Here is a 13,252-nt window from a genome sequence, read left to right on the forward strand (position 1 = left end):
CCGGGAATCCAGGGTGCTGAACTTCTCGCTCTGGATTCCCGATCGCGCGCAAAGCGCGCGTCGGGAATGACACGAGAAACTAGCTCGCAACGCAGTTCCCACTCTCGCTGATCATGCGCTATAGCGCGCCATGGACCTCGCGCTTCTCGCTCTCTTCGCCTCGCTCGTCACCGCCATCTGCCAATCCGTCACTGATCTCGGCACCAAGGCCGCGACGCGAACGGCCGACGATCGCGCCATTCTCGCCGCACAATGGTGCGCGGGCGCTGTCCTGCTGAGCCTTGCTTGCCTCGTCCTCTATCCGGGCCTGCTCAGCGCGCCGCGCGAGACGCTGGAGTCGCTCACGAAGCCTGGTTTTTGGACTCTGCTGGCCTGGTCGGGCGCGCTCAACGTCATCGCCTATGTGCTGTATATCCGCGCCTTTCGACTGTCCGACGCATCGCTGGTCGCGCCGCTTGTGCTGCTCACCCCTGTGTTGATGCTGTTCACCTCGCCGATCATGACCGGCGAGCACGCGCCGCCGATGGGCGTCTTCGGCGTGCTGTTCACCGTGCTCGGCGTCGGCTTGCTCGATGTTGACCAAGAAAGCGGGCGCCGTTTCAACTTCCATGTCTTCGCGCGCGACAAGGGCGCGCGGATGATGATCGGCACCGCGGTGATCTGGAGCGTCACCGCCAATATCGACAAGCTCGGCGTCAAGGCGTCGACGCCGCTGATCTGGATCGCGGCGGTGACGATCGTCATCGCGTTTTGCGCCCTGCTCTATTGGCTTGCCGGGCGGCGCGCCGCGCCAAGCGCGTTCGATTTGCGTTACGCCATCGGCGCGGGTTCGGCGATGGCCTTTGGCAACACTTTGCAGATGTGGGCGCTCACCGTGCTGTTCACGCCTTATGTCATCGCCATCAAGCGTCTGTCGGCGCTATTCACGGTTGTCGCGAGCGGACGTGTGCTGAAGGAAGAGTCAAGCAGCCGGCTGCTTGGCGCGGCGGTGATGCTGATCGGCGCCGTGATGATCGCGCTAGCAAGGGAGTAGGGTTCAACGCGTCATGGCCGGGCTTGTCCGGGCGCTGAAGAACGCGAGATTCGGAAGAGGCGCGAATCCCTCCCCTTTACGGGGAGGGTGGCGAGCGAAGCGAGCCGGGTGGGGTGAAACCTCAAGGATGTTGGGTTTTCACCCCCACCCGATCGCCTGCGGCGATCGACCTCCCCGCAAGGGGGAGGTATTCACGCGAACCTTCGAGCGCGTTGGCGCCGCCCCTACTCCTCCATTTTCAGCGCGGCGATGAACGCCTCCTGCGGAATCTCGACGCGGCCGAACTGGCGCATCTTCTTCTTGCCTTCCTTCTGCTTCTCCAGGAGCTTGCGCTTGCGGCTAACGTCGCCGCCGTAACATTTCGCAGTCACGTCTTTGCGGAAGGCGCGCACGGTTTCGCGCGCGATGATTTTGCCGCCAATGGCCGCCTGAATCGGCACCTGGAACATATGCGGCGGGATCAGCTCTTTCAGCTTCTCGCACATGGCGCGGCCGCGCGAGTCAGCGCGGGTGCGATGGACGAGCATTGACAGTGCGTCGACCGGCTCGGCGTTGACGAGAATGCTGAGCTTCACGAGATCGCCGGCGCGATAGTCGGTGATCTGATAATCGAAGGACGCATAGCCCTTCGAGATCGACTTCAGCCGGTCATAGAAATCAAACACCACCTCGTTGAGCGGCAGATCGTAGACCGCCATGGCGCGCTTGCCGACATAGTTGAGATCGACCTGCACGCCGCGCCGGTCCTGACAGAGTTTCAGCACCGAGCCGAGATAGTCGTCGGGCGTCAGGATCGTCGCCCTGATCCAGGGCTCATTGATCTCCTCGATCTTCACGACGTCCGGCATGTCGGCCGGATTGTGCAGCTCGATCTCGTCGCCGTTGGTCATGCTGATCTTGTAGATGACCGACGGGGCCGTCGCGATGAGATCGAGATCGAATTCCCGCTGCAGCCGCTCCTGAATGATTTCGAGATGGAGCAGGCCCAGGAAACCGCAGCGGAATCCGAAGCCGAGCGCGGCTGACGTCTCCATCTCATAAGAGAAGCTGGCGTCGTTCAGGCGCAGCTTGCCGATCGCCGCGCGCAAATCCTCGAAATCGGCGGCGTCCACGGGGAACAATCCGCAGAACACCACGGGCTGCGCCGGCTTGAAGCCCGGGAGCGCCTCGGCGGTCGGCTTCTTGTCGTCGGTGATCGTGTCGCCGACGCGCGTATCCGCCACCTGCTTGATCTGCGCCGTGATGAAGCCGACTTCGCCGGGACCAAGCGCCGCGACATCCTGCATTTTGGGACGAAAGACGCCGATCTTATCCACTTCGTAATGGGCGTCGGCCGCCATCATCTTGATCTTCTGGCCCTTCTTCAGGGTTCCATCGAAGATTCGCACCAGCACGACGACGCCGAGATAAGCGTCATACCAGCTGTCGACGAGCAGCGCCTTCAAAGGCGCCTTCTCGTCGCCATTTGGCGGCGGCAGGCGCGTGACGATCGCCTCGAGCACGTCGGGAATGCCGATGCCGGTCTTGGCCGAAATGAGCACCGCGCCCGAGGCGTCGAGCCCGATGACCTCCTCGATCTGCTCCTTGATGCGGTCGGGCTCGGCCGCCGGCAGATCGATCTTGTTGAGGACGGGAACGATCTCATGGCCGGCGTCGATCGCCTGATAGACGTTGGCGAGCGTCTGCGCTTCGACCCCCTGAGAGGCGTCGACGACAAGCAGCGAGCCTTCGCAGGCCTTCAGCGAGCGGGACACCTCATAGGCGAAGTCGACGTGGCCCGGCGTGTCCATCAGATTGAGGACGTAATCCTTGCCGTCCTTGGCCTTGTAGTTGAGGCGCACCGTCTGCGCTTTGATGGTGATGCCGCGCTCGCGCTCGATGTCCATCGAATCGAGCACCTGCTCGACCATGTCGCGCGCGGCGACCGTCCCTGTCTCCTGAATGAGCCGGTCGGCCAGGGTCGATTTGCCGTGGTCGATATGCGCGACAATCGAGAAATTGCGGATGTTTTCGATCTTGTGGGCGGTCATGTGCGCGGGGATAGCAGCGCCCGCCAAGGAATGAAAGGGCGCGCCAGCCCGCGCACGGCATCATTTCATTCCCAGGCGGGCGCCCCAGGGCGCCGCCGAAGCCTTCGGGAAAGCTACTTCTTCTCCATCCGCGCCTCGAGCTCCGCCTTGCCCTTATTAAAAAGCTCGATAGCTTTGGGCACGGCCCAACGGATGAAGGCGTCCGTCGCCCTCACGGCCATGCAGCCGATCTGGGTCACGAGCGAGACCGTCTTGTCGAACCAGGGCAAAGCCGGGCTGTCGGCGGGGAATTTGCCCCTGACCCAGGCGACGCCATCCCTGGTCTTTTCCGAGATGAGGCCCCACAGCACGACTGCGGGATCGGACGAAGGCGCGTTGGCGATCGCGTGGCGCAGCCGCACGACCTCCGCCGTCGCCTCGTCGGCCCGGCGATTGGCGGCTTCGAGCTGCCGAGACGTCTCAAGCGCTTTCGTCGACGCCCCGGCGCTTTCCGCGGCGAGGCGGTCGCGCTCCGCGGTCATCGCCGCCAGGCTGTCGCGAACATCGTCGCGCTCCTTGGCGTAGGCGTTCGCCTTCGCCACGATCTCGGACTTCTCGAAAATCTGCCGGTCGCGCTCCATGCGCGTCGCTTTGAGCTGCTCCTGCAGATTGGTCAGTTCGGAGCGGGAAACCGTATCTTCGGGTTGCGAGGAAGTTTCTTCGGACATGGCCGCCTCCTTTAGGGAGAGGATGGCTCGCGATGTGCGAACGGGTCGCGCGAGCAAAAACGGAATGGCCTCGGTGGCGGTTCGGCCTCAAAATCGCGCGCCAAGCGCGAACATGTTTAGTGTCAAAAAATTGATTCTGCAAAACCGGCGCAGCTGCGCAGCTATTGCACACTGCGCCCTCGTGGATTGGCTGTTACTGCGCGCGACCCGACTGCACGCGCTGCGCCGCCGAGAGGCAGTCGCGCGGCGCCGCCAGACATTTATCGCGCGCGGCGCCGGCGAGCGCGTCGCCGCCGGCGCGAATCAGCGCGGACGCTTTCTCGATCGCGTCCTGTACGAAGCCAGCCGCGTGCTGCGGCGCAGAGGCGCGGACGGCTGCGCTTTTCGGCGCAACTGGCGCGTGATCAGCGCGCCATTGCAGAGCGACGCAGACGAGGAGAATGCAAATCGCGCATTTGGCGAGAAAAACCAAACTCGTCTCCATTAGCGAAAGCGGTTTTCTTGTAAGTGATGGCGCGGCGGGGTTGAGCCTTCGTAAACGCGCCTTCAATTCTTTCCCTGAAAGTCACGGCAATAAACTGCAAACCATGTCGATGCGTCGCCGAGCAACGGTGGAAGCTTTCGCATCGGCTTAGCGGCTGCTTAAGGACGCCCTGCTATCGCTGTTGGCGATAAGGAGCGTACGCCTTGAGTAGCATCGCCGAGGACAGCCACTACCCGTCTTGCGTGGACGCCGCCTTGCATGAGCGGGTCGCCGGACGACCGGTGGAAGAGGCGCGTCATCGGGCGTTCATCGTCGCTCGGCTCACCGTCTCCGCCTGCGTCCTGCTCTCGGCGCCGCTGTTTCTTTTCTTTGATGGCGCGCCGACGACAAGCGAGTTGGTCCTTTTCCTTCTGGCGCAGATCCCACTCGCCTCCGTGATGGTGTTGTCGCGCACGGGAGATTTGCGTATCGCGCGGAGCCTCTCGATCGGCGGCTGGCTGACGATGGCGACAGCGATCCACGCGCTAATGCCGGGCTACGACGCGCTTTCAATCGCGCTGCTGCTCGTTGCGCTCGTTGAGGCTGCCCTGACGCCGCACGTCGGGACAGTCATCGTCATAGAAGTGGTCGCCATCGCCGCCCTCGCGCTGACAGCCGGTCTCAATCTGCAGGCGCCGCACGAACTGTTGACGGAACATGCAACGACGACGATCCTTCTCGGAGCGCCGCTGTTTCTCTATATCGCCGCTCTCGTCTTCGGCGCCGTCCGGGTCGAGCAGGCTCGCACCCGCGCCGAAGCGCGCAACGACCGCGACCTCATGCTCCTGACAGGCGCCGTTGGCGACATCCTGCTGCACCTCGATCGCGCCGGCGTCGTCAACGCGGTCCTGGGCGACGGGCGCCACGTCTTTGATCTCAAGCGCGATCTGGTCGGCCGTGAATTCTTCACGCGGATTCACGTCGCCGACCGGCCGAGCTTCCTCAAGGCGGTCTCCGACGCCGTCGACGGCAAGGCGGTGGCGCCCGCGGCCGTTCGCGTTCAGGTTGGCGTTGCGCGCAATGCGTCCAGCGAATTCGTCGCGCCCGTTTTCAACTCTTTCGAGGCGCGCCTGCGCCGCGCTCAATCAAACGACGAGGAATGCGCAGCGGAGGCCGTCGTCTGCGCCCTGCGAGACGTACACGCCACGCTCGAAGCCGATATCGCGCTTGCGGCGGCTCATGCGGCAGCCGAGCGCGCTGCAACCAGCAACGTGCGCCTTCTCGCCAATGTCAGCCATGAGCTGCGCACGCCGCTCAACGCCATCATCGGCTTTTCCCAAATGTTGGCGACCGACAAGATTGCGCCTTCCGAACCCGCCAAACAGCGGGAGTATGCGTCGATCATCAGCGACTCCGGCAACCATCTGCTCGAGATCGTCAACTCCATCCTGGACCTGTCCAAGATCGAATCCGGCGCGATGGAAATCGCCCCTGAGTCCTTCGCCCTGCCGACGCTCGCCGATCAGTGCTGCGACATGATGCAGCTGCAGGCCGATCAGTCTGGCGTGACGCTCGCGCGCGAATATGCCGAAACCCTTGGCGAGATCGTCGCCGACAAACGCGGCTGCAGACAGATCCTGATCAACCTGCTCTCTAACGCAGTGAAATTCACGCCGCGCGGCGGCACGGTGAAGCTGGCGCTTCTGCTTGAAGGAAATCACGTCGTCGTCACCGTCGCCGACGATGGAGCAGGCATCGCCGCAGGCGATCTCGCGCGGCTCGGCGATCCCTTCTTTCAGACGCGCGCGTCGCTCGACAGCGGGCGCGAGGGAACTGGCCTCGGCCTTTCCATGGTGTGCGGACTCGTGGGGCTGCACGGCGGTTCGATCACCATCGAAAGCGGCCTGCAGGTCGGCACGGCGGTTTCCGTGCGCCTGCCGCTCAACTGCCGTAACAGCGGCGCAACCGGCGGTCCGGCAAAAATCCAGACGATCGCCCGACTCGGCGCGCCGCTCAGCGTGGCCGCGGTCGGCGGCGCAGAACCAGCAACGGTGAAGAAAATTGCGTGACGCCTCGCTCTACGCCTCTCGCTTTCAGGCTTCCCCCGCCGATCGCGCCCCGCCGCGCGACACACGACGCACTGGGCGTCGCTCAATCCTTGCGCGCATGTTCGGCGCGAAGTCGATCGGCGTCACGCTCATCCTCGGCATCGCCGCCGTGGCGGCGATCGGCGTGCCTATGAACGCGCTGTTCCTCCAGGACGGAAGACATCCGGCGCCGCTCTTCTCGACTCAGTCTTCGAACGCGGTCCTGCGCGCGCCAACGCCGCCGGCGCGCGCGCCCGCCGTCGAAGCCCGCACGGAGCGAGACGCGAATGCCCCCGCGCGCGCCACTCCGAAAGACCTCATCGCCAGCAAGATCGAAAAGCTTGACGTCGCCAAAAGCCCAGATGGGGGCAAGAGCGCGCCGGCGAAAGCGGATCCGCCGCACACAGCGGACAAGAAGCGGGACGCGATCGGCCTGCTGATCGTCGGCGATCCGCCGCCGCTTAAGGCAAGCGCCGACAGGGCCGATAAGGCGGAGAAAGTCGAAAAGGCGGACAAGGCCGCTAGCACCGACAAAACTGCGCCTGTCGACAAAAACGTTCTTTATGCACAGCGCGCGCTCCTGAAGCTCGGCTACGTGGTGCGCTCCGACGGCGTTCTCAGCGGCGCGACGCGCCACGCCTTGGAGAAGTTCGAGGGCGACGCCGGACTGCCGGTCAAGGGCCGGATCACGCCGAAAGTGCTGCAGCAGCTTGCGGCGCGCTCTCACCTCCCCCTCCCTTGAGTCGCGCGCGTTCGACAATCCCGCCGCTCAAGCGCTAGTTTGCGGCCATGCGACTGAGATCCGACATATTCGTTTCCGCGCTGATCCGCCGAGCTGAGGTGCAAGGCGCGGTCGCCATGCTGCGCCGGCGCGGCGCCGCCGAAGCCGGCGCGATCTTTGTCAAACTCGATCGGCTTGATGGGCGCGCCGCCGTCTATGGCCCTGCCCCGCAGAGCGAAGAGCCGCCGGAGGGAGTCGATCGGCTGTTCGCGCGCGTCCATGCAGGCGACTGGCTCGATCCGGGGGAGGCCGAGCAGAGGCTCAAGCGCGAGATCATGTTCGACCCGGACCTTTGGATCGTCGAGATCGAGGACCCGGACGGCCGCGTGTTCGTCGACCTCGCCGCTTAGCGCAAGCAGGTTTGCGAAAAAGCCGACAGGCGCTCTAAGCGGATTGATCGAGTTTGCGCGATGGCCGCGCCAGTGATTGCTGCGGCGCCGCGCGACGCCGCGTCAGCGCACCCAGATCTTCTCGCGCCGCACGGCGTGAATTTTCGCGCTCCGATCGCGCCGCGCCGGTCATTGCGCCCACGATGCGCGCCGCCGCGCGCTGCGGCGTCGAGCGCATCACGCCGAGCAACGCCTGCACGACCTCGACGTCACGGGCAGCGCCAGGCTCGGCGCAAAGAAGAATGCGCGTCGCCGATTCGAGCGGTACGCCGATCGCATTAAGCGCCAGAGCGAGCGCCTCGCCAAGATGATCGACGACAAGCGCGCGCGCGCGTTCCTTTCGGCACTCAAGCGCCTCGGAGAGGAGAGCGGCCATCGCGTTGCGATCATGGCGTTGCGCCGCGGCTTCCAGTTTCTCGACGAAAGCGTGGTCGGCGCGAAGCGGCGCTTCCGTCGCGCCGCTCGCCAATATTTGGCGGCAGGCGTTGAGCACGATCGCCGTGCGCTCAAGTCTGTTCGCCGCAAGGAAAAGCGGTTCTGGATCGAGATCAAGATCGTCGCGGTCGAGCAACATGCGCGCAAGCGTCAGATCATCGCGCGCCGCCACGACCAGTGCGCGCCTGGACGCCGAATCGAAATGCGCGGCGAGATTGCCCGCAAGCCCGCGAAGCACCTCGCCCTCGCGGCGTGAGGCAAGCGCCAGCATCGTCTCCCGATCAAGGTCGCGGCGGCGGGCGACGGCCGCCGCGAATTGCGCCGGCCCCTGCTCGGCGGTGGCGATCATGTCCCGCTGCGCGAGCTTAGGCGCGAATTGAAAGGCAAGCGCGGCCGCAGCGCCGCCCTTATCGAAAAGACGCGCGAAAATCGAGGCGGGCGTTTCGGGATGGAAGCAGAGCGGCAGCGCCGCACGGGCCACTGTCTCAGCATCGACAATATCGATGAGCCCGAGCGCGAGCTGTTCGAACTGCCGGATGTCGGCCGTCGGATGCATCGATCGCTCGACAAACTGATCGACGACCGCTCGAAGCAGCGACGCGTCGACCATCCGACGCTGTTCTCTATCGGCGCCCATCACTTCACCACTCGAACCCATACGCAACTTGCAGAAAATTTAGCATCCGGTCGTTGACGGAGCATTAACCCTCGCCAATTCCTAATCGTTAGGGACGGCTGATTCATCGTCGGCGGAACGAGCTTGGAGAAATCGCCATGGGGAAGGTCATCGCCTTCCAGCCGCGCACGAGAGCGGCGTCGAAACGCCGCGAGGCGCCCGAACGCGACGCACAGATCCTGTTCTTTCTCGGCGTGCGATATGTGCGGATGGAGGACGCCCTGGTCACTCCGCAGGAGAAGCCCGCTCCGGAGTCATGCGGCGCGCCGCCGGGCGGCGGCAAGCCCAGGCGCCGGGTCCGCGCCTGACCTCAGTCGGCAAGAACAAGCGCCCAGTAGACCTTATATTTCGCCCCGACCGCGTACGCCGTCGCGATGCCCATCCGTTTCACGCGCTTATCGAGCATGCGCGCATTATGCGGCGCGGAATCGCGCCAGCCGGAAAAAGCTTCCGCCAGCGTGCGGTAGCCCGCCGATACATTCTCCACGGCCGCCGGCGTTTGAATGCCGGCGCCTGCGAGGCGGTCCCCGAGTTCGCCGCGCGCCGCAAGATCGCCGCTCTGCGCCATGTCCCGCGCCTGCGCCTCCGCGACGCGTTGCAGTCCGTCATCCAGGGTCAGAGCGCCGAGCCCGCTGTTGCGTCGATAAAGCGAGATCATGTCGCGCGCGGTCACGGGATCGACGTGCGCGCCGGTTGCCGCCAACGAACGATACATCGGCGGCTCCGGCCCGGTCGACCGAGGCGCAGGCTCTTGCCCGGCGTTGCAGCCGGCAAGCGCGCCGAACGCGAGGAGAGTGGCGATGCGGAGAGGAGACAACAAAGACATCGAGCGCATCTCGCGCCTCATTGTTTGAGAAACAATGAATGGCAGGATTTACTTTGGTTGCGCATTACTTTGCTTGCGCATCGTCCGGCGTCGCAGCGTCCTCCTTCGGGTCGTCGGACCGTTCGGTCCGCTCATCTTCGCTCTTGCCGCCCGCCAGATTGGCTTCGATCGCCAGCGCGCTCGCCACGGCCGCTGCGGCCAGCTTGTCGAGTTCGGGTATGTTGACGATTGTCGGCGGCGGCGGCGAAGCCGCCGGACCGATCGAGATTCCGGCGTCGTGGAGGCGCTCATAGAGATCGAAGTGCAGGTCGCTGCGCACGCGCGCGGACTGCTCGACATCCTCGACGTAGCACCAAAGCTCGAATTTAAAGATGTTCGCCTCCATGCCGAGGAACATCACCTGCGGCGCGGGTATCCGCAAAACGCTTTCCTGCGCGCGCGCCGCCGCAAGAAGAATGTCGCGCATCCTTTCCGGATCGACGCCGACATGCGGCGAAATGGCGATCTTGATGCGGCCGACCTTGTCGCCGCGCAGCCAGTTCTTCACGACGCCCGCGACGAGATTCGAATTCGGCACGATCATCGTCGCGCGATCGAAGGTCTCGATCTCGGTGGAGCGGACATTGATGCGTTTGACATAGCCCTGCTCGTCGCCGACCACGACCCAGTCGCCGACGCGAATGGCGCGCTCCCACAGCAGGATGAGGCCGGAGACGAAATTGTTGACGATCGATTGCAGGCCAAAGCCGATGCCGACCGAGAGCGCGCCGGCGACGATCGCGAGTTTTTCGAACCCGAGCCCGACATAGGACAGTGCGAGCGCCGCCGCGAAAATGAAGCCGGCGTAGCCAAGCGTCGCGCTGATGGAGTTGCGCAAACCGAGATCGAGTCGGGTGAGCGGCAGAAAACGCGCGTCAAGCCAGCGCCGCAGCCCCTGTGTTGCGGCGAGCGCCGCAGCGAAGAGCAACATCGCCACAAGCGCGCTTGAAGGAGAAATCGTGACGTCGCCGATCTTGAAGGAAACGAACGCCGAGCGAATATTGCCCAGGAAATCGCCCGACTCATAGCCGAGCGGCGCAAGCGCCACCAACGCCGCCGCGAGGAAACAGAGGAGCGTGACAATGCCGGACAGGAGCACGGCGAGCGGCGCGAGCTGCTCACGGCGCACGCCAAGACCGCTGATCATTTTGCGACCGAGGAAACTCGTCGGCGCAAGCGCCGCCTCGATGCCGCCGCGCGAGAGGGTGACGACGACATACAGAATGGCGATGACCGCTGCCGTCCAGCCGATCTGCAGAATGACGAAATTGGCGAAAGTGACATAGCCGGCCGCGCACGCCCCGACGAGCACGAGCACGATAAGAGCGCCGAAGAAGCGCGCGGCGCTCATCCAGTCGCGACCCTCGGGGGTGGCGACAGCGGCGCCTTCCTCGGCTTCGACTCGGCTCGGCAGATTGAAGAGCGCGATCGCGATGAGCGCCGCGACGATCATAACGCCGAGGCCGCGCGTCACGATCACGATAGGAAGCCCCCCCTGCACGGACTCTTCCAACTGCTCCAGGAAACGCGCCGCGGAAAGAGTCACCGCGGCCAGCGTGACGAGTTGCGTGAGACGTTTCGCAAGCCGATCGCCCGGATCAATCAGCCGCCAGTTCGGATGCGCGGGAGCAAGGACCGCGCGCGCGATGGCGTAGGCGAAGGCGATGCGCGCCACGCCCTCGACAAAGCGTCGCCAGATCGGCTCGAGCGCGGCGTCGATAAGATCATAGGCGTCGAAGGCGAGGCTTAACGCGCCGACCGCCGCGACCGGCGCGGCCACTATGACGAGCGCCGTCCATCCGGCGGCGGCCGCTTTGCGCAAAGGCGTCGGAGCAGACTCGTCCTCCGAACGCCTTACGACGCGTCGCGCCATGAAGAGCGCCAAGGCGACGCTCGCTGCGATCAAAAAAATTATGGCCAAAAACTGCGCGCGTCGACCATTGTTGACGCGATCTACGACGTTCGCCGTTCGATCGGAAAGAAAGGTCGCAGAATCGCTGATCACGGCGGGCGCCCCGTCGAGCGCGGCGCGCCACAGCGACGGCGAGAATAGACCGTCCGTGCGCAGAAAAAGATTCTTCGCAAAGAGCCCGCGCTGGCGCGCGACGATCGTGACGGCGACCTGCCGCGTTTCGAGCAACATGGCGCGCGCGCGTTTGAGAGTCGCGTCGACCGCGTCGTACAGGCGACGCTGCTCTTGGAGTTCGGCGTCAGCGCTGACGCGCGCGGCCGCGTCGGCGGATTCGGGCCCGTTCGGCGTCGCTTCGGGCGCGGGGACCGGCGGCCCTCTCGCCGGCGGCGGATTCGCGGCGCCGTTCTTTACAGCAGGTTTGGCCTGGGGCTTGAACTCCGCCGGCTTCTCAAGCGCTTTTGGAGCCTCTTTTGGCGGCTCCTGGGGTTTTGCGGCGGCGGGCGCAAGCTCCTTCAACCGCGCATCGATCGCGGCAAGACGCGGCGTCAGCTTTTCGATCGTTTCTTCCAGTTCGTGCGGCAAGGGTTCGATACGCGCGCGCAGACTGCGCAGCGCGGCGTCGGAAAGCTCGGGCTGCTCAAGCGTCTTCTGCACCTCGTCCAACGTGGCGCGCGCGCGATCGAGACGCGCGTTGAACTGTTCGATCGAAGCCGGCGCTTCGTCGGCGCGCAGTCCGGGGGCGGCGAGCGTCGCAATCAGGATGGCGATCAGGAGCGTCAGTATGCGCACATGCGGTCCTTGGGTGGAGCGAGCCGATCAAACCGGTTTCGAGCACGCAGGCGAAAGGTCAATCTTGCGGCGGTTCGAGTTCGTCGCGGTAGGACCGTTTGTCGCCGTTCCGGTCGACCACGGTCCACCCCCCCTGCCCGTCCGGCGCGGCGGCGCCCTCGGCGACCCGCGCCTTGCCAAACCCGCCGGGAATGTCGAGCACATAGGCCGGCAGCGCAACGCTGGTCACGCGGCGCGAGAGCTCTGCGTAAATTCGCCTGCCCGCCGCGAGGCTGAGCCGAAAATGCGCGGTCCCCGGCGCGAGATCTGGATGGTGCAGATAATAGGGCCGAACGCCCAAACCTGCCAAATCGCGCATCAGCCGCTCCAAGACGTCGACGTCGTCATTGACGCCCTTGAGCAGCACGGTCTGGGAGAGAAGGACTGCGCCGGCCTCGCGCAACCGAGCGATCGCCGCGCGCGCCGGCTCGGTCAATTCGCGCGCATGATTGACATGCAAGGCGATGAACAGCGTCTTGCCGCTTTCGCGAAGCGCTGCAAGCCGATCGCGCGTCACGAGATCGGGCGCGACCGTCGGCGCGCGCGTATGGACGCGCAACAGCTGAACGTGCGGGACTGCGGCAAGCCGGCGCGATACGGCGCCGAGTCGACGCGCCGACAGCATCAAGGGATCGCCGCCGGTGAGGATCACTTCGAAAATCTGCGGTCGCCGCGCGATGTAGTCGAGCGCCGCCGCGACGTGACGCTCGGGCAGCAGATCGCCTTTGCCGCGACCGACCGTCTCGCGCCGGAAACAAAAACGGCAGTAGACGGGACAGACGGACAGCAGTTTTAGGAGCACGCGGTCGGGATAGCGATGCACGATCCCCGGCAGCGGCGAATGCGCGTCGTCGCCGATCGGATCGGCGCGTTCCTGCCGCGTCGTCGCGACCTCGCGAAGATCGGGAATAAATTGCCGCGCAATCGGATCATTCGGATCGTCGGGGTCGATCAGCGCCACGATCTCCGGCGTGACGGCGATGCTGTAGCGCTGCGCCACCTGATCGAGACCGTTGACCTCGCTCATGAGGCGCGCGTCAACCAGA

12 protein-coding genes are annotated in these 13,252 nt (G+C 64.9%); 5 read left to right on the forward strand and 7 right to left on the reverse strand.

From position 1 onward, the window contains the following. The first annotated feature begins 130 nt into the window (after positions 1 to 130). A complete protein-coding gene (locus ACPS74_RS05745; protein WP_029651645.1) occupies positions 131 to 1,033 on the forward strand; it encodes a DMT family transporter in 903 nt (300 codons plus the stop codon). Between the two features lie 224 nt (positions 1,034 to 1,257). On the opposite strand, the gene lepA is transcribed toward ACPS74_RS05745, so the two are convergent. The 3 genes from lepA to ACPS74_RS05760 form a co-directional block, all read right to left on the reverse strand. Continuing rightward, on the reverse strand, positions 1,258 to 3,063 hold the full coding sequence (gene lepA / locus ACPS74_RS05750; protein ID WP_029651644.1) for a translation elongation factor 4: 1,806 nt from the start codon (positions 3,061 to 3,063) through the stop codon (positions 1,258 to 1,260). A 113-nt stretch (positions 3,064 to 3,176) separates the two neighbouring features. After that, positions 3,177 to 3,770, reverse strand: a complete 594-nt coding sequence (locus ACPS74_RS05755; RefSeq protein WP_029651643.1) for a hypothetical protein — start codon at positions 3,768 to 3,770, stop codon at positions 3,177 to 3,179. A 193-nt stretch (positions 3,771 to 3,963) separates the two neighbouring features. Then, positions 3,964 to 4,254 carry a hypothetical protein gene (locus ACPS74_RS05760; protein ID WP_029651642.1) on the reverse strand — a complete coding sequence of 97 codons (291 nt, stop codon included), beginning with the start codon at positions 4,252 to 4,254 and terminating at the stop codon, positions 3,964 to 3,966. Between the two features lie 203 nt (positions 4,255 to 4,457). On the opposite strand from ACPS74_RS05760, the gene ACPS74_RS05765 reads away from it, so the two are divergent. The 3 genes from ACPS74_RS05765 (at position 4,458) to ACPS74_RS05775 (ending at position 7,451) form a co-directional block, all read left to right on the forward strand. Next, positions 4,458 to 6,302 carry a sensor histidine kinase gene (locus tag ACPS74_RS05765; protein WP_239754101.1) on the forward strand — a complete coding sequence of 615 codons (1,845 nt, stop codon included), beginning with the start codon at positions 4,458 to 4,460 and terminating at the stop codon, positions 6,300 to 6,302. 97 nt (positions 6,303 to 6,399) lie between these two features. Beyond that, positions 6,400 to 7,062 carry a peptidoglycan-binding domain-containing protein gene (locus ACPS74_RS05770; RefSeq protein WP_239754092.1) on the forward strand — a complete coding sequence of 221 codons (663 nt, stop codon included), beginning with the start codon at positions 6,400 to 6,402 and terminating at the stop codon, positions 7,060 to 7,062. A gap of 47 nt (positions 7,063 to 7,109) precedes the next feature. Then, complete coding sequence (locus ACPS74_RS05775) at positions 7,110 to 7,451, forward strand: DUF1491 family protein (protein WP_018409075.1); 342 nt, start codon at positions 7,110 to 7,112, stop codon at positions 7,449 to 7,451. Positions 7,452 to 7,485: 34 nt separating this feature from the next. Here ACPS74_RS05775 and ACPS74_RS05780 read toward each other — a convergent pair whose 3' ends face one another. Next, positions 7,486 to 8,583, reverse strand: coding sequence for a DUF2336 domain-containing protein (locus ACPS74_RS05780; RefSeq protein ID WP_425622391.1), 1,098 nt, complete (start codon positions 8,581 to 8,583; stop codon positions 7,486 to 7,488). A 116-nt stretch (positions 8,584 to 8,699) separates the two neighbouring features. Here ACPS74_RS05780 and ACPS74_RS05785 point away from each other — a divergent pair, with 116 nt between their 5' ends. Then, positions 8,700 to 8,909, forward strand: a complete 210-nt coding sequence (locus ACPS74_RS05785; protein WP_029651638.1) for a hypothetical protein — start codon at positions 8,700 to 8,702, stop codon at positions 8,907 to 8,909. Between the two features lie 2 nt (positions 8,910 to 8,911). Here the strand turns inward: ACPS74_RS05785 and ACPS74_RS05790 are convergent, their stop codons facing one another. The 3 genes from ACPS74_RS05790 to ACPS74_RS05800 are packed head-to-tail and all read right to left on the reverse strand — an operon-like array spanning position 8,912 to position 13,233. Then, positions 8,912 to 9,436, reverse strand: a complete 525-nt coding sequence (locus tag ACPS74_RS05790; protein WP_029651637.1) for a CAP domain-containing protein — start codon at positions 9,434 to 9,436, stop codon at positions 8,912 to 8,914. 55 nt (positions 9,437 to 9,491) lie between these two features. Then, on the reverse strand, positions 9,492 to 12,167 hold the full coding sequence (locus ACPS74_RS05795) for a DUF3772 domain-containing protein (RefSeq protein WP_029651636.1): 2,676 nt from the start codon (positions 12,165 to 12,167) through the stop codon (positions 9,492 to 9,494). 58 nt (positions 12,168 to 12,225) lie between these two features. Beyond that, positions 12,226 to 13,233, reverse strand: a complete 1,008-nt coding sequence (locus tag ACPS74_RS05800; RefSeq protein ID WP_051381835.1) for a lysine-2,3-aminomutase-like protein — start codon at positions 13,231 to 13,233, stop codon at positions 12,226 to 12,228. Between the last annotated feature and the right edge of the window lie 19 nt (positions 13,234 to 13,252).

Source organism: Methylocystis sp. SB2, assembly GCF_049817085.1.
GTDB classification, from domain to species: Bacteria; Pseudomonadota; Alphaproteobacteria; order Rhizobiales; family Beijerinckiaceae; genus Methylocystis; species Methylocystis rosea.